The organism is Nostoc sp., assembly GCF_036917375.1.
Lineage (GTDB): Bacteria > Cyanobacteriota > Cyanobacteriia > Cyanobacteriales > Nostocaceae > Nostoc.
In genome coordinates this window covers 40,241-65,003 of the sequence record NZ_JBALDN010000098.1, presented here as the reverse complement: position 1 = coordinate 65,003, position 24,763 = coordinate 40,241, and the positions used below count along the sequence as shown (strand labels likewise).

The 24,763-nt window shown below is 40.9% G+C and carries 20 protein-coding genes and 1 pseudogene; 11 read left to right on the top strand and 10 right to left on the bottom strand.

The window, feature by feature from the left end:
• Positions 1 to 18: 18 nt before the first annotated feature.
• The 4 genes from V7K45_RS26930 to lepB all read right to left on the bottom strand — a co-directional run bounded on the left by V7K45_RS26930 (position 19) and on the right by lepB (position 7,636).
• Positions 19 to 1,854 (bottom strand): GGDEF/EAL domain-containing response regulator, encoded by a 1,836-nt coding sequence (locus V7K45_RS26930; protein WP_335008097.1) that lies wholly within the window; start codon positions 1,852 to 1,854, stop codon positions 19 to 21.
• Positions 1,851 to 5,483, bottom strand: a complete 3,633-nt coding sequence (locus V7K45_RS26925) for an ATP-binding protein (RefSeq protein WP_335008095.1) — start codon at positions 5,481 to 5,483, stop codon at positions 1,851 to 1,853. Before V7K45_RS26925 ends, V7K45_RS26930 begins: the two co-directional genes overlap by 4 nt.
• Before the next feature lie 524 nt (positions 5,484 to 6,007).
• Positions 6,008 to 6,802 carry an MOSC domain-containing protein gene (locus tag V7K45_RS26920; protein WP_335008093.1) on the bottom strand — a complete coding sequence of 265 codons (795 nt, stop codon included), beginning with the start codon at positions 6,800 to 6,802 and terminating at the stop codon, positions 6,008 to 6,010.
• 192 nt (positions 6,803 to 6,994) lie between these two features.
• The gene (lepB, locus tag V7K45_RS26915) at positions 6,995 to 7,636 is read right to left on the bottom strand and encodes a signal peptidase I (protein WP_335008091.1); all 642 of its coding nucleotides are present in this window, start codon (positions 7,634 to 7,636) and stop codon (positions 6,995 to 6,997) included.
• A gap of 447 nt (positions 7,637 to 8,083) precedes the next feature.
• Here lepB and V7K45_RS26910 point away from each other — a divergent pair, with 447 nt between their 5' ends.
• The 3 genes from V7K45_RS26910 (at position 8,084) to V7K45_RS26900 (ending at position 12,160) form a co-directional block, all read left to right on the top strand.
• The gene (locus tag V7K45_RS26910) at positions 8,084 to 9,403 is read left to right on the top strand and encodes a dihydroorotase (protein WP_335008089.1); all 1,320 of its coding nucleotides are present in this window, start codon (positions 8,084 to 8,086) and stop codon (positions 9,401 to 9,403) included.
• A 501-nt stretch (positions 9,404 to 9,904) separates the two neighbouring features.
• Positions 9,905 to 11,080, top strand: a complete 1,176-nt coding sequence (locus V7K45_RS26905) for a patatin-like phospholipase family protein (protein ID WP_335008087.1) — start codon at positions 9,905 to 9,907, stop codon at positions 11,078 to 11,080.
• Between the two features lie 519 nt (positions 11,081 to 11,599).
• On the top strand, positions 11,600 to 12,160 hold the full coding sequence (locus V7K45_RS26900; RefSeq protein WP_335008085.1) for a nitrate transporter: 561 nt from the start codon (positions 11,600 to 11,602) through the stop codon (positions 12,158 to 12,160).
• A gap of 3 nt (positions 12,161 to 12,163) precedes the next feature.
• Here the strand turns inward: V7K45_RS26900 and V7K45_RS26895 are convergent, their stop codons facing one another.
• From V7K45_RS26895 to V7K45_RS26890, 3 genes are all read right to left on the bottom strand, one after another.
• On the bottom strand, positions 12,164 to 13,570 hold the full coding sequence (locus V7K45_RS26895; protein WP_335008084.1) for a collagen-like protein: 1,407 nt from the start codon (positions 13,568 to 13,570) through the stop codon (positions 12,164 to 12,166).
• A gap of 50 nt (positions 13,571 to 13,620) precedes the next feature.
• Positions 13,621 to 13,827 carry a DUF1720 domain-containing protein gene (locus V7K45_RS33095; RefSeq protein ID WP_442942057.1) on the bottom strand — a complete coding sequence of 69 codons (207 nt, stop codon included), beginning with the start codon at positions 13,825 to 13,827 and terminating at the stop codon, positions 13,621 to 13,623.
• 95 nt (positions 13,828 to 13,922) lie between these two features.
• On the bottom strand, positions 13,923 to 14,810 hold the full coding sequence (locus tag V7K45_RS26890; protein ID WP_335008083.1) for a pirin family protein: 888 nt from the start codon (positions 14,808 to 14,810) through the stop codon (positions 13,923 to 13,925).
• Positions 14,811 to 14,959: 149 nt separating this feature from the next.
• Here V7K45_RS26890 and V7K45_RS26885 point away from each other — a divergent pair, with 149 nt between their 5' ends.
• Together V7K45_RS26885 and V7K45_RS26880 are read left to right on the top strand one after the other, a co-directional pair.
• Positions 14,960 to 15,451 (top strand): rhodanese-like domain-containing protein, encoded by a 492-nt coding sequence (locus tag V7K45_RS26885; RefSeq protein ID WP_335008082.1) that lies wholly within the window; start codon positions 14,960 to 14,962, stop codon positions 15,449 to 15,451.
• Between the two features lie 69 nt (positions 15,452 to 15,520).
• The gene (locus V7K45_RS26880) at positions 15,521 to 16,276 is read left to right on the top strand and encodes a TIGR04283 family arsenosugar biosynthesis glycosyltransferase (RefSeq protein WP_335008081.1); all 756 of its coding nucleotides are present in this window, start codon (positions 15,521 to 15,523) and stop codon (positions 16,274 to 16,276) included.
• Here the strand turns inward: V7K45_RS26880 and V7K45_RS26875 are convergent.
• Entirely contained in the window at positions 16,261 to 16,962 is a 702-nt protein-coding gene (locus V7K45_RS26875) for a DUF547 domain-containing protein (protein ID WP_335008079.1), read from the bottom strand. The genes V7K45_RS26880 and V7K45_RS26875 overlap by 16 nt on opposite strands.
• Before the next feature lie 166 nt (positions 16,963 to 17,128).
• On the opposite strand from V7K45_RS26875, the gene V7K45_RS26870 reads away from it, so the two are divergent.
• Together V7K45_RS26870 and V7K45_RS26865 are read left to right on the top strand one after the other, a co-directional pair.
• Positions 17,129 to 17,518, top strand: a complete 390-nt coding sequence (locus V7K45_RS26870) for a hypothetical protein (RefSeq protein WP_335008077.1) — start codon at positions 17,129 to 17,131, stop codon at positions 17,516 to 17,518.
• Between the two features lie 228 nt (positions 17,519 to 17,746).
• Positions 17,747 to 17,968, top strand: coding sequence for a type II toxin-antitoxin system HicB family antitoxin (locus tag V7K45_RS26865; RefSeq protein ID WP_335008075.1), 222 nt, complete (start codon positions 17,747 to 17,749; stop codon positions 17,966 to 17,968).
• Here the strand turns inward: V7K45_RS26865 and V7K45_RS26860 are convergent.
• Positions 17,965 to 18,339, bottom strand: a complete 375-nt coding sequence (locus V7K45_RS26860) for a PH domain-containing protein (RefSeq protein WP_335008073.1) — start codon at positions 18,337 to 18,339, stop codon at positions 17,965 to 17,967. The genes V7K45_RS26865 and V7K45_RS26860 overlap by 4 nt on opposite strands.
• A gap of 157 nt (positions 18,340 to 18,496) precedes the next feature.
• Between V7K45_RS26860 and cobJ the strand changes: the two genes are divergently transcribed.
• From cobJ to V7K45_RS26840, 4 genes and pseudogenes are all read left to right on the top strand, one after another.
• A complete protein-coding gene (gene cobJ, locus V7K45_RS26855; RefSeq protein WP_442942059.1) occupies positions 18,497 to 20,221 on the top strand; it encodes a precorrin-3B C(17)-methyltransferase in 1,725 nt (574 codons plus the stop codon).
• Positions 20,222 to 20,785: 564 nt separating this feature from the next.
• Positions 20,786 to 21,004, top strand: a pseudogene (locus tag V7K45_RS26850) (histone deacetylase); the annotation flags it as partial.
• A 505-nt stretch (positions 21,005 to 21,509) separates the two neighbouring features.
• The gene (locus tag V7K45_RS26845; protein ID WP_335008069.1) at positions 21,510 to 22,556 is read left to right on the top strand and encodes a glycosyltransferase family 2 protein; all 1,047 of its coding nucleotides are present in this window, start codon (positions 21,510 to 21,512) and stop codon (positions 22,554 to 22,556) included.
• A gap of 80 nt (positions 22,557 to 22,636) precedes the next feature.
• A complete protein-coding gene (locus tag V7K45_RS26840) occupies positions 22,637 to 22,816 on the top strand; it encodes a hypothetical protein (protein ID WP_335008067.1) in 180 nt (59 codons plus the stop codon).
• 125 nt (positions 22,817 to 22,941) lie between these two features.
• Here the strand turns inward: V7K45_RS26840 and V7K45_RS26835 are convergent, their stop codons facing one another.
• A complete protein-coding gene (locus tag V7K45_RS26835; RefSeq protein WP_335008065.1) occupies positions 22,942 to 24,762 on the bottom strand; it encodes an ABC transporter ATP-binding protein in 1,821 nt (606 codons plus the stop codon).
• Between the last annotated feature and the right edge of the window lies 1 nt (position 24,763).

Sequence of the window (24,763 nt, the reverse complement as noted above, 5' to 3'; positions counted from 1 at the left end):
CCAGGTGCTACTTGATAGCTACCATTGAGGTGCTGAGGTGAGCAACTCAACAGCCAGTTGTTGTTCTATGGGTTTAGAAAATAAATATCCTTGAGCAAAATTACAGTTTAAACTTCTCAATTGGGCTAACTGTTCTTGTGTTTCGACACCTTCCGCGATCGCACTCATCCCCATTGAGTTCGCAATGCCAATCATTGCTGGTACTAACCCCATATTCTCTTTGTTATCCTGCATCCGTTTGACGAAGGATTTATCAATTTTGAGTGCATTTAAAGGAAAGCTGTGCAGGTAACTTAAAGAGGAATATCCTGTACCAAAGTCATCCATAATCAACTTGATTTTTCGCTGCTTTAGTTGTTCAAGAATTATTTTGATTGCATCAGTATTTTCCATAATTACACTTTCGGTAATTTCTAATTCTAAATATGCCGGATTTATTTGATTTTCATCAATTATTCGGTCAATTTGTTGTACTAAATTTGGCTGCAAAAATAATCTTGCACTCAAATTGACACTCATAGTTAGAGGTTCTGGTGTGACTGGATAATGTTGCCAGATGCTTAATTGATGACAAGCTGACTGTAATACCCAAGTATTAATGGCATTAATTAAACCTGTTTCTTCGGCTACAGGAATAAATTCTATCGGAGAAATCAAACCACGAATTGGATGTTGCCAGCGCACCAAGGCTTCAAAGCCAGAAATTCTGCCTGTAACCAAAGAAATAATTGGCTGATAATAAACGAGGAATTCTCGCCTTTCAACAGCCCTCCGCAGATCATTTTCTAACTCTAAAAGCTGAATAGCTTCCTGATGCATTGCTGGATTAAAAACGTGATAGTTGGCCTTTCCTTGAGCCTTAGCCCGATACATTGCCGTATCAGCATCTCGCAGCAAATACTCTGGGCGATCGTAATCTTTATTGCCCCAGCTAATGCCAATACTGGCATTCATAAATACTTCATATCTGGAAAGTTGAAAAGCAAGTGATAACTGTTGCAAAATCCTTTCTGCAACTTGGATTGCTATATTGATATCTGGGATATTTTCTAGTAGAATTCCAAATTCGTCCCCGCCTAATCGTGCTAAAGTATCAACAGGGATCAGACATGCTTGTAAGCGGTGAGCAATGGCTATCAGCAATTCATCTCCTACCGGATGACCAAGAGAATCATTAACAACTTTGAAGCGATCGCAGTCCAAAAAAAGTACTGCAAACTGATAACCAGATTCTTGTTTCGCCCGATTTAGAGCATTTTCTAGTCGCCTAATAAACAAAACTCGATTTGATAATCCCGTCAGGGAATCATGCAATGCTATATCTAGCAATTGACTCTGCAATTTCTGGCGAGAATCGATTTCTTGTTGAAGTTTTTGGAGAGTTTTTTCTAACTCTCCAGTCCGCTGTTTTACCCGATGTTCTAGTTCAACATTTAGTTTCAATATTTCTAATCGCGCCGATCTCAATGCTAGTTGATTTTGCACGCGCACTAAAACTTCTTGAAACTCAAAAGGTTTGGTGATATAGTCTACACCACCGACTTTAAAGGCTTTAACTTTGTCAAAAACATCATCTAAAGCGCTAATAAAAATTACTGGGATATCGGCTGTTAGATCCCAAGCTTTAAAGGTCTGGCAAATTTCATACCCATCTACTTCTGGCATCATGATATCGAGTAGAATCAAATCAGGTAATAATGTTTGAGTGGCTGTCAGTGCCATTTGCCAGTTCAAAGCTTTACGAACGTTATACCCTTCCCTTGTCAATATGGAGGATAAAACCCGGAGGTTATCCGCCATATCATCAACGATCAAAATATCTTTTTTATTAGGGTCTAAATGCTCGTAATTCATTCTAAGTTTGTTGTAGTCAATTCCATGATTTTCTCAAACTGGTAGTTATTTGCTAAATCCCTGAGAACTTGGAAAAGTTGAGCATTATCTGATGGAATTTCTTTGAGTAACTCTAAAATCAGTTCATCGCTACAGCTGGCTGCGGCATAGTGAATCTGTTGGAGCCACTCAGGTGACATTTGTGATAAATGACCCAGGAGTTCGGCAACACTTACAAAAATCTGTGTAGCTCGATCGACAACTACTGCGTTTGTGGTTTCTACTTGATTGGTATATTTTAAACCCAGATGTTTGCTCAGTTTTTCCAATAATACTTCCTGTTTGAATGGCTTGCGAATAAAATCATCACAGCCAATGGACAAAATTTTCTGGCGTTCTTCCTCAAAGGCGCTAGCAGTTAGGGCAATAATGATTGTATTTGTATTGGAGCGATCTGGCATTGTTTTAGAAAAGTCGTCAGGGGGAGCCAAGGCTGTTGGCATCGGCGATCGCCAAGTGGACGCACCAGAAGCATCATTTTCTATAACACCAGTTGTTTCTGGTGCAGAAGACTCTTTGCGTACAACTTTCAGAACCTCACCCTCGCCTGAATCGGTTAACTCTCCTGCAAGGTACTGGCTCCTCGATGACACCAGTTGTTTCAATTTTGGGAACCTCCGCGATGTATTGGCTTTCCCATGCCCGATTTCTCTAGCTTTAATAATTCTTGTGGCTTCATAACCGTCCATAACTGGCATTCGCATATCCATAAAAATCAGGTGTGGTTGCCAAGATTCCCAATTAGCGATCGCTTCACTACCATTTGTAGCTTCATTAACTTCAAAGCCAAGAGATGTGAGAATTTTAACTAGCAATATACGGCTTTCTTGGGAATCGTCAACTACTAGGATGCGGTATACCTTTTCACTAGGTGCTAAAGCTCTAATTTGTGATTTAATTTGGTGTATCGGGATTTCTCTGGGACAAGTTAGAGCAATCTGAACATCAAAGGCAAATGTACTACCGACACCAGGCATCGTACTGACAGTAATATCACCTCCCATCAGTTGCACGTATTTACGGCTAATCGCTAAACCCAATCCCGTCCCTTGTTGGAATTTTTTGCCGATTTCAGTTTGCTCAAAAGCCTCAAACAGCAAGTCAAGTTCTTGTGGGGCAATACCACAGCCAGTATCTTGTACCTCAAAGAACAGAAGAGAGGGATAAGAAAGATTTTGCTCCCCCTGCTCCCCTGCTCCCCTGCTCCCACTTCGGCTACGCTCAGTGACCACCTGCTCCCCTACCCCCAGTCTCACCCGTAGCGTCACACTCCCTTTCTCAGTAAATTTAATCGCATTTCCCAAGAGGTTGAGCAATACTTGACACAGTTTATTTTCGTCCGTTTCTATGTATTTAGGAATATCTGGCGCATATTCAAACAGTAATTCTAAATTTTTAGATGCAGCACGCAAGTGCAACATCTCTTCTAAGTTTTTCAACAAATGAATTAAGTCAAAGCTGCTGGAATTTAAGGTGATTTTGCCAGCTTCGATTTTAGACATTTCGAGAATGTCGTTAATTAACTTGAGTAGATGTTCGCCAGCACGATTAATTATTGCCAAGTTTTCTTGATGTTCGCTAGATAGCGAATAATCTCGACTCATGACTTGGGTAAAACCAAGAATGGCATTGAGTGGGGTACGCAGTTCGTGGCTCATGTTAGCAAGGAATTCGCTTTTGGCGAGGTTGGCGGCAGCACTTCGCGCCGCTTCCCGAACGGCTGCTTGTTGTTCTTGTGCAGCGATTTTTTGCGATTGAATCAGTTCTTCTTGGGTGATTTGCAGCTGCTCGATAACTTGCTGGAATTCTTCAGTACGTTTTTTGACTTGAGCCTCTAAGGTGCGATTGTATTCTGCTAATAACTTTTCTGTTTGTTTGCGTTGGGTAATATCAAAAAATGTGGCGATCGCAAAAGCCACATTCCCCGATTCATCATAAATTGGCTTTCCTAAAACCTCAATGCAAGTAATCTTGCCACAATAGCGAATTTCCATATCATCAACCCTGATGCTTTCTCCAAGCAATGCTCTCAAAATCGGCAAGCGATCGCTGGGATAAAGTCGATCTGTCCCGGCAAGGTAAGCTTGATATATCTCTGACAATTCTTCGACTTTAACTTCTGCGATCGCTCCTTGACCGAGAATTTGCTGACCAATCTGATTTGTATAATAAGGTTCACCTTCAGCATCGATGATAAATACGCCTACTGGTATGGCTTCTAAAAATTGAGTTAGCTGACTTTGATTATGAGATAGCGCCTCATTTAAAACTTGCATCTGGGCATTCTTTGCTTCTAAAGCACTAAAGGATGCTTGGAGTTGCTTTGCCATAGTTTCAAATGATTTGGCTAGTTCCCCCAGTTCATCGGAACGCTGAATATCTGGTGTTTCCTCCCATTCACCTTCAGCAATTTTCTTTGCCGATCTGTTTAATTGCAAAATCGGCTTAATTACCCAACGAGCAGTTAAAATCCCAATTCTTGTAGCCACTAAAAAAGCCACTATGCACAGCAAAATCGTGATGCGGGTGTTGGCATTAATTTGCTCCATAAATTCCCCTTCGGGAATCACCGCCACGATTAGCCAATCTAAACCCAGTTCGTCCTTCCAGCTTTTTACCTGTACAAAATAACGCATTCCATCGGCGGTAAAACTTAGCTGTTGCTTGCCCGCAACCAACTTAAGACTGCCAAAGCGTTCGATCAAAGACTGTGTTGTGAGTTTAATTAAAGGATTTTGACTATTTAATGCTGATAGACGTTTTCCTTTACCATTAACGATCGTATATGGTGGCTCGCTAGTAGAAGAAGCCACTATATACCCAGAACGCTCTAAAATAAAAGTTTTACCCGACTCTTTGACCTTTAACTTAGCTAAAAACTTGCCGATTTGTGACAAAAGCAAATCAACACTAATCACCCCAACAAATTTGCGATTTTTATCGTAAACAGGATAGCTGGAAGATATGGATAAAACTTCTGGTTTATCTTCCCATTGATAAATTTGACTCCAAACTCGTTTGCCTATCTTGACTGGATCTGTATACCAAGCTTCTGAGCGAGGATCGTAATCTTTGACTTGCTGTAAATGGCGGCGATTTCCCTGCTTGTCTGTCGGATAAACATAGAGTTTGCCTACACCATGCTTGGCGCTAACTTCATTAATTAAGAGCTGGCCATTATCTAGACGCTCAACACCAATAAATTCACCTTTGGGATTGGCAAAGCTGTTGTAGCCAACATTGAAAACCTGCATTTGTTTCCAAAAGTAATTGCCGGTGGTTTGAAAGTCCGAAAGGTTGAGCATACTTAGCTCAATTGCATCTAAGTTGATTTGATTAATTTGCTTCGGAGTTGTTAAATAGCTATTAAGATGCTGTTCAATGCGATCGCAGATTTCATTTTCTAACTGAGTAGCAAGCTCCCTTACCGCTTTTTGGCCGTTTTGATACGAAAGATAGCCCACAAGTCCCACCGCACCACAAATTTGCAAGATAAAGGGCACAATCAGAACATATCTCAGGGGCATCTTGGCATAAACTTTGCCAATTAAGCGATTAAATGATTTGACGGGCTGAAGTTTGGATAACATTGTAGTTTTATTCTTCCCCAGCATCTACTAGGTGCATTTTGCCGTGCTAGCTACATTCTATATAAGTAGAATTACGGCAGACATCGCTCTTTATGAAAATTTTATATTTTTAGTATAAAATAGTACGAAATACTTATAATTATTTGACTGGCTGACTTCCTCCAACGCCTAATTTTCAAACTTTGCACAGGAGTATTCCACTATAGAAACCGACTAGGTGGGTACGCCATAGCACTTTAATTTGCTCAGTCTTATCTGGCAATATTTCCACAAATTTTCTCAGATGAACTGAAATTTAACCAATAAGCTCCAGTATGCCATTCTAAAATTCAGGTTGCCATTAGCACCAATCCTAAATTTAATTTTTAATTGCTGAGGTGTTGATTTTCTGGTCTGGAAACCCCTGGACTTGTACAAGAACTTGTATTTAACTAACAGCAATTTTAGAATTGTTATGCAAATACACAGCATAAACAAAAAAAAATACAAAAAATTTACTTTGTATTTTTTATTTTGACAAAATGTTAACTTTGTTGTACATTTATGTCAACTTCATCGCCGAGTTGTAAAATTTTTCCGGCTGATGATGGGGGCAGTTGAGTATTAATACTCAATCGATAAAAATGATTAAAAGGCGATGAAGCAACCCAATTTGGCAAAGTTGCTTGTCGCTGGGTTGTAAAGATTTTTTGAAAATTTGGGTAAGCTTCCCCTAAATAAGAATTGCGTGTTGGGACTATACAACGCTGACATGGGTTAACCCCAAAAAAGTCTACATCTCCCACTCGAAAAGAGACTAAATCACCTTGTTCGCTAAATAGCCGATCTTCCCAAAATGCTGGTACACCATCAATCTCGATGTTGGCACGCATCCGACGGCGCATTTCATCTACACTTAAACCAGGAAACCAAGAAGCTACCTCTGCTAAAGTGGCCGTACTAATTACCGTTGGCCCAAGTGAGTGTGTATCGTCAGGAAAACCCATCAAAGAGTTTTGTCCCAATGTGACAGCAAACTCAAAATAATCGCTCAAAGTTGCTTCTAATGCTTGCCGTTCCTCATCCAGATGAAAAATTTGTTGTAAGTCGCTATCTGGAATTTGCAACGAGATAGTTCTATTTAAGAGTGCAAATTGCGCCCTTAGTAAATGGATTTTAGCATGGCGTTTACCATTGACAAATCTACGTTGTTCGTCAAAAATAGCAAACTCACGGTCATACTGTAGTGCACCACTGGCAAGAACTCTAGCGTTCTCAACCTCAACACCATCCAGTGATTTAACTGGATACAGTAAAATCTTAGCTAGGTAAGGCGTCATAGCAAATATTGAATTTGAGATTTGGCAAAAAGTCGCAGCGTCTCATAGAAAGCGTCTTGTTTTGCCAATGCTAAGAGCGAACTGAAATTTTCAAGACGGATTTTGGATTTTAGATTGGTGATTTAGTAGTCCCCAATCTAAAATCTAAAATTCTTTTGTTAATGAGCTATTTGAGCAATATTGTTTGTTAATTTATGGATATACTGGCGATTTATCGATTCCACCAACATGATTTAAAGGCCAGAAGCGAACTACAGCACGTCCAATAATATTCTGGCGGGGGACAACACCCCAGCAACGGCTGTCATAACTACTGTTACGATTATCACCCAGTACTAAATATGAATCGGCTGGTATAGTCTGGGGTTTGGCCAAAAAAGGTGGCTGTGGCCCTGATTGACAAACATCAATGACTGTGGTCTGCGTAGAACTGAGGTAATTGCTTTCTGGTAGAGGTTTGTCGTTGATATAGACTTTGCCATCCTTAAGTTGTATTTTCTCTCCAGGTAAGCCAATTATACGTTTAATAAAAGCATCTTGATATTGTTCTTTTTGTAGCTCTTTGGTAGGTGAAAATACTACTATGTCTCCCCGCTGTGGGTCAGCAAATTTATACTTCAACTTATCGACAATAATTTTGTCTGCCTCCCACTGGTTTGGCGTACCATGCAAAGTCGGTTCCATTGAACCAGAAGGAATCCAGCGTGCTTCAGCAACAAAGGTACGAATTCCTAGAGCTAGAACAATGCTCAATACAATTGTTCTACCTAGCTCTGCGATCCAAGAATTATCGGGTTGTTGACTAGAGTTGTTATCAGACACTTGATTATGCATGAAATTACTTAACTTAACGAAAGATGTAGGTAATTAACTCGCCTAGTGAGACTTTATCTGTTAATCTTAACGGGAAAATTTTAATTTCCTAGTTATGTTTGCATTTTGACTACCAATTTTAGATTGTGGATTGGGAAGGAGGCAGGAGGCAGTGTTTCGACTACGCGGCAGTTGAGCGTAGTCGAAACTCAACAACCAAACAGGGGGCAGGAGGTTTGAATTTAGATGAGGCTTTTGTATGAGACGCTCTCGCGTTCACCCCTATCTAATTCCAGTCCACTAAATCGGAGATTTTCTGGGGGACTTAAACTCCTGCTGCCTCTGTTGTTAAAAATAAACTTTTTTTTAAGGCGCGGCAAAAATTGGTTACTCCGATCGCGAATAAGTTTAACCTAAAAGCATGGTTCTCTGTAATACATAGCTCGCTGTCTAAACTTGGTTATCCCTATGTCATCTCCAAAAATGTTACTAATTCGCCGCGCTCGCATAATCTTACCCGATGGTGAACTGATGGTTGGGGATGTGTTGACGCGCGATCGCCAAATAGTCGAAGTTGCGCCAGAAATCTCCCAAACAGCACTAGTCACTGAAATTGACGCAGAAGGCTTAACTTTGTTGCCAGGAGTTATCGATCCGCAGGTGCATTTCCGGGAACCTGGACTAGAACACAAGGAAGATTTATTCACCGCTAGTTGTGCCTGTGCTAAAGGGGGAGTCACTTCTTTTTTAGAAATGCCCAATACGCGCCCCCTAACTACGACACAACAGGCTTTAGACGACAAGCTAGAACGGGCCTCACACAAATCCTTAGTTAATTATGGCTTTTTTATTGGGGCAACAGCAGAGAATTTACCAGATTTGCTTTTAGCAAAGCCAACACCGGGAATTAAGATTTTCATGGGGTCGATGCATGGTCAGTTATTGGTTGATGGCGAAACAGCATTGGAGGGGATTTTTGCCAAAGGCGATCGCTTAATTGCCGTTCATGCCGAAGACCAAGCTAGAATCAACCAACGCCGCCAAGAATTTGCCAACATTCACGATCCAGCCGTTCACTCGCAAATTCAAGATAATCAAGCGGCGTTGCTGGCAACCCAACTAGCATTAAAACTTTCTCAAAAATATCAACGTCGGTTGCATATTCTCCACATGTCAACTGCCGAAGAAGCAAATTTGCTGCGTCAGGAGAAACCGAGTTGGGTGACAGCTGAGGTGACACCACAACATTTGTTGTTAAATACTAGTGCTTATGAAACAATTGGCACATTAGCACAGATGAATCCACCTTTGCGATCGCCCCACGATAACGAAGTTCTCTGGCAAGCTTTGCGCGATGGCGTGATTGATTTCATTGCGACAGATCACGCACCGCACACCTTAGAAGAAAAAGCTCAAGAATATCCCAATAGCCCTTCAGGAATGCCTGGGGTAGAAACTTCCCTCGCTTTGATGTTAACTGCGGCGATGGAGGGCAAGTGTACCGTTGCTCAAGTTGTGAACTGGATGTCTAAAGCTGTAGCTGTGGCTTATGGTATTCCGAATAAGGGAGCGATCGCACCTGGTTACGATGCCGATTTAGTACTTGTAGATTTAAACACATACCGTCCAGTCCAGCGCGAAGAACTTTTAACCAAATGCCATTGGAGTCCTTTTGAAGGCTGGAACCTGACTGGCTGGGCTAAAACCACCATTGTCGGCGGTGAAATAGTTTATGACAAAGGCCAGGTAAATACGCAAGTGCGGGGTCAAGCTTTAACTTTCTTGTAGCAAATGTTTATTTAACCTTACTAAAACCCTGAATTTACAGCAACTACAACTACTGCATTTTTGCGATCAAATTACCTATTTAGATCGCTAAAGATGCGATCAATCATCACAAAGACGCGATAAATCGCCGTTTCTACAAAACATTAGACTTCTTGCATAAGTCGGGAAAAGGGGAAAGGGGAAGGGGAAAAGGTTCTGCAAAAGTCCCTTTCCCCTTTAACCTTTACCCTTTTCCCCCTCTTGCAAAAAGCACTTTTGCAAGAGGTCTATTGACTTATTGTAGAGACGGCGATTCATCGCGTCTAGACTACGCATACCCCATCTACGAAAAAGCAAGCTATACGTAGTGTCTCGTAGAGAAGGCACTTCGTTAAAAAAAAATTTAGGTATTCTTCCAGTCGGATAAGTCGGATAAGTCGGATAAGAGTAAACAAGCTAATGGAATCGGATTGTGATTCATCTCATGATGCTTGTCCACAGAAATAATCAAAGAGAATTGCTATGTCCTTCAAAATTTTGGCTTTAGACGGTGGCGGTATTCGTGGAGTTGTTGCAGCACGAATACTTCAACAAGTAGAACAAGAAATTAGAACTCAGGGAAAAGGAGAGTTTTTACACGAATATTTTGACATGGTTGCTGGTACTTCTACTGGTTCGATATTAGCAGGAGGGATTGCTCTCGGAAAGGAGAGTGATGAACTCATTAAAATGTATAAAAATAGAGGTCAAGATATATTCCCTCTGGAGAGAAAAGAGCGCTACAAAAACTTTCCGTCCATCATCAAATCAATTATTGAGGTATTTTCTCCATCTAAATATACTCATGATGGAATTACTAGTGTCCTCAAAGATGCCTATAAATCCACAAGAATCAAGGATATCGAAAAACCTATTCTTTTGATTCTTGCCTACGATACGCTATATCGCAACACCACCTTTTTTACAAATTGTCATCCCGATGCAGGAGACAGATGGTACGATGACTGTTATTTATGGGAAATATGTACCGCTTCTGCCTCAGCACCTACTTTTTTTCCACCATATAAATTAGAACCTGTAGATAAACAAAAATTTGGTGACTGGGAATTCCCACACATTGATGGAGGAGTTTCTGCTAATAACCCTGCTCTTGCAGCTTTGAGTTTAGCGCTGAGGATTAGCCAGTCTTCAGTATCTCCAGAAATCAAGCAACAATATAAACTAGATAATCTGCGATTGGAAGATATTTCTATCCTTTCTATTGGCACAGGTCAAACTGGTCAACCATATCAATATAAGCAAATAAGCAAATGGAGAGGCTTAGACTGGATTAAAAATCTTACTAACATCTTCATGGAACCTACATCTGAGATTGATAGTACGATTTGCCGACAAATTATGGGTGGATATGAATCTAAACGTTACTTACGTCTTCAGTTTGACTTAAATGAGACATTTAAACCCAAACCAAAAGAGACTTATAAAGATCCTCGCATTGTTTTACCTCCAGAAGAGCGGAAAAATAAATTTACAGGGGAAAAAGTCACTGAAGAAATAGATAATACTAATTCCGAGATTCTTCAGCAGTTAATAGATACTACCTCTGCATTCATCGATCAGGGTCTTACGTATTACACCAGAGACGATTCCGGTTCTCCGATAAAAAAAGCGATCGCGTCTTTTATTAAAGATAACTAGCGAACTGTGTCATTATTTACAAGGGTCTACAATTGGTTGGGGTTTGAATACCCATCCAATTGATTTTGATATGCCGTTCAAGGCTTTTTTTGGCTCGTTCTATCAGCTTAGATAATCAAGGAGCGATGCCTACGGTGGTCACTGAGCTTGCCGTACCCCTCCGGGGAAGCAAGCTACGCGGAGCGTCTCGTAGAGAAGTGCGGTAAACTACGCACGTAAGCTCTAGCAATAACTGCCTTCTTTGATAAATTCTAGAAATTGTATTTAATTTACTAATTAAAATTTGCTTTTCTGATAAAGTTTAGTCAAGTCAAGCTTTACCTCTTCTTTGTACTACTACTATCACATCGTAATAATACCTAAGTTTTTTAATTAAAAATTAACGAGGAGAAGATATAAAAAATCTTTTAGCAACAAAATAGAATGTGTCATCCAATACATTTTTCTCAGCCCTGTTTTGTGTTGTTGCCGCAGTATTTCCCGAATGTTTTCCATGAGAACTGAGGCAGAGAAAATAATATGTTTTTAGACATTTTAGCTAGCCTGCAACGGTTATTTGTTGGTTATATTCCAGCTGCTGTTTTGGGTAGTTTTATCGGATATTTCATCGGGATAAATAGCATGATTTATCAGCTATTTCGGCTGATATTTCAGATACCACATAGTATCCCTCCTATAGCTTTGCTACCTATTGCTCTAATCGCGTTTCAAGAGAGCGACTCGGCTGCTATTGTAGTAGTTTTTGTGGGAACTCTTTGGACAATGATTATTAATACAGCAATAGGGATGCGGCATTTCAAGAGACAGAATAATAACTTTCGAGTAGCTATTTTTCATATATTTCATGCTTTGAAAGTTAGCATTTGGGTAGCCTGGTTTATCGTGATTGCCACAGAAATGTTAACAGGCCCAAGAGGACTTGGCTTTACCCTTTGGGATGCTTATAAAGCTGGCAATACTGATTACATAATCCAAGAAATATTATACATCGGCATCATTGGCTTTCTGCTGGATCAGTTACTAGATTTCGCAGCCTATCTTCTCTCGCAAATGGTTTCAGATGGAAAAAAATCTTCTTAAACTTTATCTAGGCTTGCGGATTGCACCCTGCCAGCTAATAGTTTGCTTGGCAGAACGTGTTCCTAAAGAACGAGTTGCTACGACTTCAATATCAACGTTGACACCAGGGCGTAAAGCGTCGTCAGGAATTTTTAGCTTGCCCAAAGCTAGAGTAAAACGGTTGTAATCACGAGTCACAAGTTCTGTGGGAATATCTCCTTCAAATTCAGTTTTGTAGCCAGAAAAACCGTGTAAGCTATCTTGGGCGCGGAATTTTACGCGAAATTGAGTATTAATAGCATCAGACTTGGCTGCCAAATCGACTATTTTTAAGTTGAGGTTTTGTCCAGCATCGGCAAACTCTGCTACAGCTAACCGAGTGACATCTTTTTTGGGAATGGCATGGTTAACGGTAAATGTTGTTAAGTTAGCCTCACTTTTGCTGTTACCTTCAACCCATAATTCCTCAGAAAAAGTAATTTCTACTTGTTTATTATCAGTTAAATTTAGTGTTACAGCTTGATTGCCAAAGCTGGTAATGGGTTGTCTTTCTTGCCAAACTATTTGAAAAGCCTCTTCTAGACGCTGTTCAAACTCTCGATAATCATCGGCGATCGCAGAACCAGGCGCAAGTAGAGAAGCTGCGCCTATGCGTTGATTCCACTTATTCTTCGAGAGTTGGAACTGTTTGTTTATCAGTTCCGAAATTGCTAGCTGCACAGTTGGAGTATCAGCCGCCAAAGGTTCCTTGCTATTGACAATACTCAAAGTTCCTAAGCGCCCTTGGCTACCATCGCTACCATCGCTGCCATCTCGCCCATCGCTACCATCGCTACATCGATAAACCTTTTCAGTACATTTATAATCAGGGCTACCAGGAGTTCCCTGGCAGGTTTTTACTTCCCATCTTCGTCTGTGACAGTTACAGCCCTCTGTACCGTCACCACCTCTACCGCCGCGCCCACCTTCCCCACCAGTTGCCCGGACAGAAACATTTCGTAAGTCTGCCAAATTGTTGTAATACACTGTGAGGGAACCACCATTTCCCCCATCTCCTCCTTTGCCACCATTACCGCCGTTACCGCCATCTGGTGCGTTTATATCATGGCTGACGCGATTGCCGCGTTGGAAACCACAGTCAGGTTGATAACCATCTTCCCCATCTTCCCCGTCTTCGCCATCTTTACCCGACAAGTCAAGATTTACAGGTGAACCATTGACAAAAATATTTTGGTTTTCACCGCTGCTACCATCTCTACCCGATCGCCCATCGGTTCCTGCGCGTCCATCTCTGCCATAATTTCTAGCTACTTTATAGTATTCATCAGAGGCAACGGCTGGACATAAAACTGAACCAGAGGCAGGCAAAAAGCTAGTAAATAAGCAGAATGTCAGCAGTAGTGGCAGTTTACTCCTAAAACCATTGTGCATCTATTTACACCTAAAACTTTAGTTGAATTATCTACTCCTGACGCTGACTTTCAACAATTTGCTCCCTCTTGTCCAGTGCTTTGGTTTACAAAACAAGTACTTTGGTTCGCAAAACAAGTACTTTGGTTCGCAAAACAAGTGCTTTGGTTCACAAAACCAGTACTTTGGTTCACAAAACAAGTACTTTGGTTCGCAAAACAAGTGCTTTGGTTCACAAAACAAGTACTTTGGTTCGCAAAACAAGTGCTTTGGTTCACAAAATAAGTCTTTTTTGAGCCTTTGAGGAAATAAAACACTTGGGTTAAACTTGGTCATCTTCAAGCGAGGTAGTGAGCGTTGAAGTGTGACACACTTATGAAAAAGGATTAGCTTCTGTCACTACTTCTGGCAGTGGAATAAACTCTGTTTCATCTGGCACGCTAGCAAAACGAGAGTCGCGCCAATCAGCTTTAGCTTGCTCTATTCGCTCTGGCCGGCTAGAGACAAAATTCCACCATTTGTAGCGTGTACCTAACGGCTCACCGCCAATAACAATACATCGAGCAGCATCCATAGCAGAAACCTCAACCCGATCGCCTGACTCTAGAATAGCAAGACGATATTGCTCCATCGGTTCATCATTAATCCTCAATCCCTCGGTGACACTGTATACTGCTGTTTGTGAATAATCTGTAGGGATAGTGAAGTGGGTATTGGCAGACAACACTGCATCTAAATAGAGGATAGGTGAGAGAACTTTTACTGGTGAGGTATAGCCAAATGCTTGCCCAGCAATAAGTTTGATGATAACGCCATTCTCTTCCCAAGTGGGAAGGATTTCAGCCGGATAGTGAATGAACGTTGGCTCGGTTTCTTCGTGTTCAACAGGCAGAGCAACCCAGGTTTGAATGCCATGAATAGTAGTTTCTTGGTTGCGATCAAAGTCAGGTGAGCGTTCTGAATGGACAATCCCCTTTCCTGCTGTCATCCAGTTAACTGCACCTGGTTGGATTTCCTGGACAGTACCCAAACTATCGCGATGCATCAAAGCACCATCAAATAAATAAGTTACCGTTGCCAGATTAATATGAGGATGGGGTCGGACATCGATGCCTTGATTGGGGGGCATAACGGACGGGCCAAGATGATCGAAAAAGATAAACGGCCCAACCGTTTGGCGATTAGGATATGGCAAACTGCGGCGGGCAGAAAAACCACCCAGATTTTTAACTTCAGGTTCAATCAGTTGAAGAATTGCCATAAATAATCGCAGGTAATTAATAAATGCTGTAATTATTATAAGTATATTTACTTGCAAATAAGCTAGTCTCGATCGGTTATCTGTTTATTTTGGAGAGTTGAGTTTTTTCCTACTAAATATTTAAATATTAAACACAGTCCCCGTTAGTATTGTTTCTCAACCAGAGAGTCTTTTCACAAGTGCGATCGCTCACCTTTAACTTTCTTAAACTTCTGATTAGATTTCAGTTTCCTACTGTTAAGGAAATTAATTGTAAGCAATTAGCTCAATTACTATTAGATTCTGCAAAGCCCCGTCCATTATTACTAGATGCACGGAGTCAAGCTGAGTATGCAGTAAGCCATATCGAAACAGCAGTACGCATAGATCCTCTCACAGATGACTTAACAGCAGTTTCAACAGTTTCTCAAGATAGACCAATTGTTGTGTACTGTGCTGTTGGCTACCGGAGCGCAAAATTAGCCCAAAAACTGGATAAAGCCGGGATTAAGTGCATTTATAACTTGAGTGGTGGAATTTTTCAGTGGGCAAACGAAGGCAGGCCGATCTTTCAAGACGAGCGTCCGACAAAGGTTGTACATCCTTACAATGCAATCTGGGGAAAACTGCTAAAAACTACTTACCATGCTCAGGAGTGTTGACCTTTGGATTAAGAGCTTGTCAACATTAAGCAAGTAGAATAAAAGCAACGATAAAACTACTTAAGCTGCATGTCTCAAGTTTCGATTGTCATTCCTACTTTAAACGAAGCAGTTAGCTTAGAGCGGACATTGCGCCAATTGACTTTACTTAATCCGCCTGCTTTTGAAGTAATAGTAGTAGATGGTGGCAGCGATGATGAGACAGTGGCAGTTGCAAAACAATGCTTTGGGTCATTCAATCAGTCGCTAGGCGTACAAATTCTCTCATCTAAACAGCGTGGGCGTTCTATTCAGATGAATTACGGAGCATCGGCTGCAACTGGAGATATTCTTTGCTTTCTTCATGCAGATACTTGGGTGCCGGATGACCTAATCGCTGTAATAGAGAAAACTCTAGCAGAGTCAACCATTGCCTGTGGGGGGTTCATTTCTCTGATGAGTGGATCTCAAACGACTCGCTGGGGCATCTCTCTACATAATTATTTAAAAACCTACTATGCACCACTACTATTTAAGCCTCACTTATTTTTTCGAGGATTGCGCCTGTTATTTGGAGATCAGGTAATGTTTTGTCGTCGCACTGACTTTTGGGATTGCAACGGATTTGATGAGGCATTACCGATTATGGAAGATGGAGATTTATGCCTGAGATTGGTTAAAAAAGGACGTATTTATCTAGTGAACCGCATTGTTCACTCTTCAGATCGCCGCGTCGCAAAATGGGGTAGCTGGAAAGCAAACGCAATCTACCTTTATATCGGTTTTTTGTGGGGAATTGGCGTTGATGCAAATTCTCTCAAACAATTTTATCAAGATATTCGCTGATTCAGGCTCCAGTCATAGTAGAGATAGGAAATCGGCGTTGAGGCATTTATTGGCAGGTCTGTTTCTAGGTAGGAGCGGATATATTCTGGAATAGAGGATTTGACCTTAAGAAAATCTTGACGATACCATTTAAAGATTTTGCTACAGTAGAGCGTTTTACTATCTGAGTCATAACGGACTTTTTCAGGATTGTTAATGAAGCGACGGGTATCTTCATCTAACTGCTGAGTAACTTGTTGAGGAAAATAAGCTCCAGCCCGCAGTAACGGGCAACCAACGGAAGCGCAGACAATTGCAAAATGAATTCGTGGCTCCTGTAATTGATTCCGCAGAATTTGGTTTTCTATTTGGGCTAAACTGTAATGTTCGTCAAATATATAATAAGCACGACGTTGGAAGAACCACAAAAAAGCCAACCAGTTAGGAATACCTAAGATTCGCGGACGAATTGACTCAAGCGGGTATCTTTCTAAAATTGCCAAAATGGTGAACGCATTGTAAAGGTTGATCCACAATGCCAATTGCTCAGAAGTGTTGCTATTAGATGTAAAAGCCAGATTTTTTTGACTCGACAACCAATCAGCTAGCGCTTGAGGTTGCTCAGTTTTCCAAGCAATATAGTTTACACGACCCTCTCGATCGACATACTGACGCAACAACCTGTCCCAAGGTTCAAAATCTATCATTATTGCTGTGTTTATATGTTGGCCGTAGCTAAGGGAATTCTTTGCTTTTGCGATCGCAACGTAGAGTTGAATTTGTACAAGTATTTATTTAACGAATTATAACAATACTATCTTTGGCAACTTGAAATCAGCGATACACTGAGGAAAATTCCTTGAGGAAGCGTTGATGGCACGGTCAAACGGGGTTACAAGTGAAACGTCTGTAGAGGAATTGCCTACAGCTTCAGACAAAAATGCGATCGCAATTGAAAATCCGCCTGATCCAGTGGAGGATGCCCAAGATATTGACGACATATTGAACTCATTAAAAACTTTATTGAGTTCTTTAGAAAAGCTCCAAAAAGTCCGGCAGGAAGTGGGCGATATCAAACCGTTGATTGGGCGGATGCTTGATGGAGAACTAGTTGCTGGTGAAGAACTGGAGCAACTCAAGACAGGTGTGAGCAGTCTTTCTCGCCTTGTTCGTGCTTATAATGACCATCAAGTAGCGTTGGCTAAAGCACAACCTGCTAGAAACTTGCTAGATCAAGTGCTGAAAGAGCGTAAAGCTAATTGAGTTGGAATTGGGGATTGGGGCAGAAATTCTTTAAATATTTGGTTGGAGTCCCAATCTCTAATTTAACAAGCGATGTCTCACGACAAGCCGCTTTGCGTCTACGCACTTTTTAAGAGAATGCGATCGCCTCTACATTGCCTTGCTGTTAACTGATCGTCTAGACATCGCACCCCTACCCAAAGGCGTAGACACACAGCAGCTTGTAGTCACAAACTTGCGGCTATACCCATGAATTCTTTACAAGACTACACCACTGTTATCCGTCCTGATAACAATGGTACATTTGTCGCATATATACCAGCGATTTCCGGTTGTCATGCTTGGGGACAAACGCCAGATGAAGCTCGTGCTGAACTTGTCTATGTTTTTGAAATGATTCAGGAGGAATACAAAGAACAAGGACGTTCTTTACCCGAAAACGTTCAACTGGTAATTGCAAATGCCAGCTAAAGCCAGTATTTTTTTTTAGCAACAGCCCAGCCTAGAACTTTTAATAAAGCAAAAACACTTCTACCTGCTTCGCCTATATTAACAATAAAGTTTTCTCCTGATTCTGTTTTTATATTTATTTCTTGATTCTGCCTTTTGAAGGATGCTCCTAAACGTAATAGACTATCTTTATTTATATCTACAGTTTCAATAGTCTCATAATGCAGATTATTAAATTCCTGATAATTTGTCCAAATTAATCTTTCATTAGTAATTAAGCACCAATGATTCAAATTTACAAAGCTCAAAATACATGGTTTTTCATCTGATGCTAAAGCTACTCCTTCTAATACATAAGCTTTCGTTTCCTCAGAAAAGCTGTTAAAAGACATAATAACTTTACTATTGATTTTACATCGGCGAAAAATAGAAGCTATTATGTCAGGGCTTATTGTTTTTTTTGGTATCGCATCTCGCATAAAGTCGCTGTATGTCTAAATCTATGGTTTCATTTGAAGGATATCAAATTTTGCAAGATATCTACTTATGATGATGAACGTTGCACCTGCCATTGTAATACTGGGTCAAAATAGCGTGATAGTAGCACGCAAAATAATCAGCGTCTTACCAGGGGCAACATTATACGGTTTAGAGGGTCGCACATCGGAAGTTGATGTCAGCTTCACGAATTTTGGCGAGATGCTCCGCGAGTTATTTATGCAGGGAAGGCCCCTGATTGGCATTTGTGCTGCCGGCATTTTAATTAGGACGTTAGCTCCGGTAATCTCAGATAAACGACAGGAACCACCAGTGCTAGCTGTGGCTGAAGATGGTAGCGCTGTTGTCCCTCTTTTGGGCGGACTTGGTGGAGTCAACGATTTAGCGCGCCGCATTGCCGAAGCGCTGGATATCAAACCTGCAATTACGACCACAGGCGATTTACGTTTAGGCACAACGCTGTTATCTCCTCCCCCTGGATACCATTTAGCCAACCCAGACGATGCGAAGAAATTTATCTCAGATGTGCTAGCTGGGGCGCAAGTTAATCTCGAAGGAATAGCACCTTGGTTGAGCGATAGTAAATTACCGATAGATCCCAAGGGAGATTTGACCATCCAAGTTACAGAACGTTTGGCGACTCCTACAGCCAACTGTCTTGTTTACCACCCAGCAACGATCGCGATCGCAATTAGTGGCATGATTGATGATGCAGTAGGTTTAGTAGAACAGCTACTAGCTGATACCAAACTAGAAAAAGCATCGGTCGCCGGGATATTTGCACCCATCACTGCCGCAGCCGATCCCGCAATTCACGCCGTAGCTAGCGCCTTGAAAGTGCCCACCCGCTTTTTTACCTCAAATCAGCTAGAAAGTCTACTTTCACAAGGTTATAGCCCCGCCCAAGCCGTAGCGATCGCCGCCACAGGTGCATCCCCTTTATCTTCTCTTTCTGCTAAAATTGCGATCGCTATTGCCCCTCAAGTAATTGACCCTAACACCATCGGTCAGCCACGCGGACGGTTAGCAATTATTGGCACGGGTCCTGGTGGTTCCCTGTGGATGTCTCCAGAAGTGAAGGAGATACTCAAGTCGGCAACTGACCTAGTAGGTTATAAAACTTATTTAGATTTAATTGGTTCTCTGGCTGATGGCAAGGAACGGCATGAGTCTGACAACCGCGAAGAAGAAGCACGAGCAAAGATGGCCCTTGATTTGGCTGCATCTGGGCGATATGTAGCTGTAGTTTCATCTGGCGATCCCGGTATCTATGCAATGGCAGCAGCGGTTTTTGAGGTATGCGATCGCTATGCTAAACCAGAATGGGACAGTATCGACATTCATGTGGCCCCAGGCATCTCTGCAATGCAAGCCGCCGCCGCCGCCATTGGTGCGCCCCTTGGACATGACTTCTGTGCTATTTCTCTCTCTGATATCTTGAAACCTTGGTCTGCGATTGAGCAACGAATTGCGGCTGCTGCTGAGGCTGATTTCGTCATTGCTTTCTACAATCCAGTTTCCAAAGAGCGTACTTGGCAACTGGCAGAAGCGAGAAATATTTTGCTACGACATCGAACACCAGATACACCAGTAGTATTGGCCCGGAATCTCGGTCGCCCAGGACAAACGGTAAAAGCGATCGCACTTGACCAGTTAACGCCAGCAAGCGCTGATATGCGGACAATTATTCTCGTTGGTTCCACAAAAACCCGAACTATCAAGCGCCGTGATGGTAATATCTGGGTTTATACGCCGCGTCGCTATACCGAATATTAGACACGATTGGCGCTGTCACCGAAGAGAGCAAAAAAGCAAGATAAGCACTTTTTTAAATCCACTTTTCTAAGCGATCGCATTATAAAACCCCAGGATTATAACTTCATTTCTGGGGATCAAGTAATTCTATCTATTAAGACAGTTTAAATAAAAAATCACAGTATAAATCTGTAGACTAAACGATCTCTATCTATCATTTACTTCGAAAAATTCCTTCAATATGAAACAGGGTATATGTACCCTAAGCAGCCAGAACGACTGACTGCAATTGTAGAGAAATTAAGAAACTCAACAGTAGCAGATTAAATTCAATAGTTAAATGCTTCCACTTCTATAAATGCAATCAAAAATATTGAACGAGTTCATTCTACCAAATACATTGAGCAAGTTCGCTCCTATTTTGCAAGAGATTGGGGTTGTTTTAAGTCAACACAAATATCTCCCGAAAGCTTTAAATTTGCCTGCTTTACTGTGAATGCTTAGTTGGATGAGGTTGATATTGTTTTGCAGCTGAGAAGACCGAGCTTTGTTCTGGTTAGGCCATCATGATACCATGCATTCAAAGATAAAGGAATGGGATTTTGCATTTTCTGTAATGCCGCAATCGCTACCCTTTATGCTTTAGAAATAGGACAAATCAAGCGAGTTGGAATGCTTAACTGGCATACACATCACAGTAACACAACACAAGCAGCCGTGGAAAATGTGCCCAACATTACTTTTTATTCAATTCATCAATCACCAGGCTATCCATACACAGTAAAATCTAAGGAATATGCATAAAAGTTCCCAAAAGCGTGCAAAAGCAACAGGTACATCGTCAAAATTTTGAATTTTCACAACAGCAGTCACAGTTGTGCTACTATACAACTCGTGTATGTAGTTTATTCAAACAAAAATCACAATATGTCTCACCTATCTGCAATGTAAATAAGTAAAAATCATTGATGATTACGCTATGGAAAATAAATGATTATCAAACAGAATACATCTGTCAAGAGTCAGAATTTATTCTGAATTATGTAATAATAGCGGATGAATCATCAGGTTTGAGAACCTCACAAAATAAGAAAATTTGGCGATCAAGAATTCATTACTGGGCTGAAATCCCCGATTGAGCACAAAGCTTCTTCTCTACCAAAGGCTTCTCTTTCAGAGACGCTAACGCGAACGCCAAGGAATTCTTAAGTGTCTTGATTCTGACTTCTGAATTTTACTTCAACAAATTTTCGTTTGAATTTTAACATTGTAATCTCAACATATAGTGATTAGTCAGGAGTTTAGTTCCATGAATCCTAAAGTCTCTGTAATTATTCCTGCCTACAATACTGAAGTTTATATTAAGAAGGCAATAGAGTCAGTTTTAAATCAAACACTCACTGAGCTTGAAGTTATCGTTGTCGATGATGGTTCAACTGATAAAACTGTAGAAGTTGCAAAGAGTTTTACCGATCGACGCCTCAAAGTGATAGTTAATCCACAAAACCTTGGGGTTTCTGCTGCACGTAATCTTGCTATCAGAGCAGCCAAAGGAGAATGGATTGCTGTTCTTGATTCAGATGACTGGTATGCTCATGAAAGATTAGAAAAGCTTGTGTTGCTGGCAGAACAAGCAAATGCAGATATGATTGCAGATGATGTTTATTTTATTAAAGATGGGGCAACATCTCCTTGGAGTACATTGATTCAAGAAAGTGGAGAACATATAGATAAAATTCTCCAAATTGATATCGTTTATTTCGTAGAGACTGATGTCTATGGCAAAATAGGGCTGCATCTTGGTTTAAGTAAGCCTATATTCAAACGAGAATTTTTGGTTAAACACAGCATTGAGTACGATGAAACCCTAAGTATAGCTGAGGACTTTTGGTTTGACATGAAATGCTTAATTAATGGCGCTCGCTTTTTTCTAGTGCCAGAAGCCTATTATTTCTACCGTTCACGCTCTTTTTCTCTTGTACGTGAAAGCCGATTAAAACGTCTAAATCAATCTTGCATAGCTACTAGTTCTTTCATGCAGCAAAAAGTTGTGAAAAAAAATCCAGCTTTAATGCGTGCTCTATCTTATAATCTTACAGTTTACAATAAAAATATAGATTACTATCAAGTTTTATTGCCTCTCAAACAAGGAAATTGGTTATTAGCACTGAGAGAACTCACAAAAAATCCGAGCGTTTTTTATGATTTTACTTTTAAATTGAACGATATGATCAAACGTCGATTTCAATACTATGTGATGGGTAATGAATTAGTTTTTGAAATGCCTTATAATATCCAGATAAAACGAAGAAAACCAATGCATCCCAGTTTCTATTCTCCCAGCAATAATAAATAAGTAAGACTAAAAAGATTGTTATAGAAATATGAGGTAAGGGAGTAATTAGACGATGCTGTGACTGGAAAGTTTATAAAGCTGTGTGTCTTCGCAACTTGGTTGCGATCGCAGCCTCATTCCCAGAAAATAATCTTGTAGTCAGTTGGGTTAACAGCCAAATAATGGTTAATTCTCAAGCCGCTTCTACCTACACCAAAGAGATTTGGGCATCTGGTCAAGTAAAAATACAAAAATATATCGTGAAAATTTTTCTTATATAGTAGTCAAACAGTTTTGTACAAAATACTGTTGTGGACAATTGAAAAAAAAATCGACTTTATTGGCAATAAGGTCGATTTAATCAAGCAGATTAATTTGTAGGGTCAATCAAAAATCTGTATGTCCCCTAACTCAGGAGTTCTCCAGTTTCTTGCAGGGAGTGCAAGCGGCGGTAAATACCCTCGTGACGCAAGAGTTCATCGTGGCTACCCACTTCTGCAATCTTTCCTTGCTCTAGAACGACAATTTTATCAGCTTCTCGGACTGTGCTTAAACGGTGGGCAATAACGATGGTGGTGCAAGTACCCTGAATCGATCGCATCGCTAGCTGAATTGAACGCTCAGACTCATAATCTAAACTAGAGGTAGCTTCGTCAAAAACCAGCACGTCTGGTTCCACCAACAACGCCCTAGCAATTCCTAAGCGTTGTCTTTGTCCTCCAGATAACCTGACACCTCGTTCTCCGACGACGGTGTAATAACCTTGGGGTAAGTGCTGCACTACTTCATCGACTCTGGCAATTCTACAGGCTTCTTTAACCTGCTCCAAACTGGCATTTGGTCTGCCGTAAGTGAGGTTATCCAATATAGTACCGTTGAAAACGTCTACTTCTTGGTGAACGATCGCTAATCTCCGTCTATATTTACCCACATCCAAAGTGCGAATATCTTGACCATCAATCAGAATTTGACCTGTTTGAGGTTCAAAATATCGCAACAGCAATTTCACTAAAGTAGACTTACCAGAACCGGAACGTCCCACTAATGCCACTGTTTGGTATGGCTCAATCAACAAGTTAATATCTTGTAAAACTTGACGCTTGGCATCATATCCAAAACTGAGATGTGACAACTCAACTTTTCCAGTAAATTTATAAGGTGAATCTGTCTGGTTGCTCTCTTCTAAAAGACTGGCTGAATCAGATGCAATTGGCTCTTGGAGAAATTCGTGAAACCGCAGCATGGAAGAATAACGACGGGCAAAAACTTCTGCCAAGCTACTAATAGGTTCTAATTCGGCATAAGCCATGCTAGAAAGAGTTAAGGTCATGACAAAGTGACCGAGAGAAATTCTTCCATTTACTGTTGCTGCTAAAGTCAAACCCAGAATTGTAAATACACAAAACTGAATTACGGTTCTTTGCCAAGTACCCAATATCGTATAACCTTTGTGGATGCGATAATCAAGCACCAATAGTTCGCGATCCAAACGTTGCTTTTGCCGTTTCAGTTCCCTACTTTCTGTAGCAAATGCTTTCACCGTTTTGATATTGGTAATCAATTCGGAAGTGTGGCTTTCGGTGTCCTCTCCATACTTATCCAGACGACTTTCGTACCTAATTAGCTGTTGTAAACTCCTCAAGCTGAAGCTGAGAATAATTACAAAAGAAATTAAATATAAAATTGCAATCCGCCATTCAATGAACAAGATAAATACAAAAATTCCCAGTACACGAGCCAGTTTAGGAATCAACTGTCCGGCGATTTCGGGATACACCCAAGTGTGGTTAGCAACGCCTCTAGCTACTCTGCCGGCAATACGTCCAGGGTTATTTTCATCATAAAATTCTAGGGGGAGAGTCAGAACTTTGGCGATCGCTGTTTCGTTGTTCTCTCGACGCGATCTGAAGGCTATATCCCAATGAAACCAGTTGGTTAACCAGGGTTGTGTTGGCGCTCTCACTACAGTGACAACGAAAATTAAACCCAGTAATACACCTAAATATAGAGTTTTATTTACTGGGTAATTGGTGATGTCAGAAAAAGTTGCGATCGCACTTTGAAGTGGTTTATCCAAGGGTTGAGCAGACAAAACGTTTAAAATCTGTCCGATCGCGTAAGGAACAACCAAATCAATAATTTCGTAAACGCTGGATGCTGTAATACTGAAAACACTCGGCTTCCAGTAAGAGCGAAAGTAATTGACAATATCTTGAAATTTGGCCATG

Excerpts from the sequence above, each read along its gene's own strand:
- V7K45_RS26930 (WP_335008097.1), bottom strand. The coding sequence starts at position 1,854 with ATGAATTACGAGCATTTAGACCCTAATAAAAAAGATATTTTGATCGTT.
- V7K45_RS26925 (WP_335008095.1), bottom strand. The coding sequence starts at position 5,483 with ATGTTATCCAAACTTCAGCCCGTCAAATCATTTAATCGCTTAATTGGC.
- V7K45_RS26920 (WP_335008093.1), bottom strand. The coding sequence starts at position 6,802 with ATGACGCCTTACCTAGCTAAGATTTTACTGTATCCAGTTAAATCACTG.
- lepB (WP_335008091.1), bottom strand. The coding sequence starts at position 7,636 with ATGCATAATCAAGTGTCTGATAACAACTCTAGTCAACAACCCGATAAT.
- V7K45_RS26910 (WP_335008089.1), top strand. The coding sequence starts at position 8,084 with ATGTCATCTCCAAAAATGTTACTAATTCGCCGCGCTCGCATAATCTTA.
- V7K45_RS26905 (WP_335008087.1), top strand. The coding sequence starts at position 9,905 with ATGTCCTTCAAAATTTTGGCTTTAGACGGTGGCGGTATTCGTGGAGTT.
- V7K45_RS26900 (WP_335008085.1), top strand. The coding sequence starts at position 11,600 with ATGTTTTTAGACATTTTAGCTAGCCTGCAACGGTTATTTGTTGGTTAT.
- V7K45_RS26895 (WP_335008084.1), bottom strand. The coding sequence starts at position 13,570 with ATGCACAATGGTTTTAGGAGTAAACTGCCACTACTGCTGACATTCTGC.
- V7K45_RS26890 (WP_335008083.1), bottom strand. The coding sequence starts at position 14,810 with ATGGCAATTCTTCAACTGATTGAACCTGAAGTTAAAAATCTGGGTGGT.
- V7K45_RS26880 (WP_335008081.1), top strand. The coding sequence starts at position 15,521 with ATGTCTCAAGTTTCGATTGTCATTCCTACTTTAAACGAAGCAGTTAGC.
- V7K45_RS26875 (WP_335008079.1), bottom strand. The coding sequence starts at position 16,962 with ATGATAGATTTTGAACCTTGGGACAGGTTGTTGCGTCAGTATGTCGAT.
- V7K45_RS26870 (WP_335008077.1), top strand. The coding sequence starts at position 17,129 with ATGGCACGGTCAAACGGGGTTACAAGTGAAACGTCTGTAGAGGAATTG.
- V7K45_RS26865 (WP_335008075.1), top strand. The coding sequence starts at position 17,747 with ATGAATTCTTTACAAGACTACACCACTGTTATCCGTCCTGATAACAAT.
- V7K45_RS26860 (WP_335008073.1), bottom strand. The coding sequence starts at position 18,339 with ATGTCTTTTAACAGCTTTTCTGAGGAAACGAAAGCTTATGTATTAGAA.
- cobJ (WP_442942059.1), top strand. The coding sequence starts at position 18,497 with ATGATGAACGTTGCACCTGCCATTGTAATACTGGGTCAAAATAGCGTG.
- V7K45_RS26845 (WP_335008069.1), top strand. The coding sequence starts at position 21,510 with ATGAATCCTAAAGTCTCTGTAATTATTCCTGCCTACAATACTGAAGTT.
- V7K45_RS26835 (WP_335008065.1), bottom strand. The coding sequence starts at position 24,762 with ATGGCCAAATTTCAAGATATTGTCAATTACTTTCGCTCTTACTGGAAG.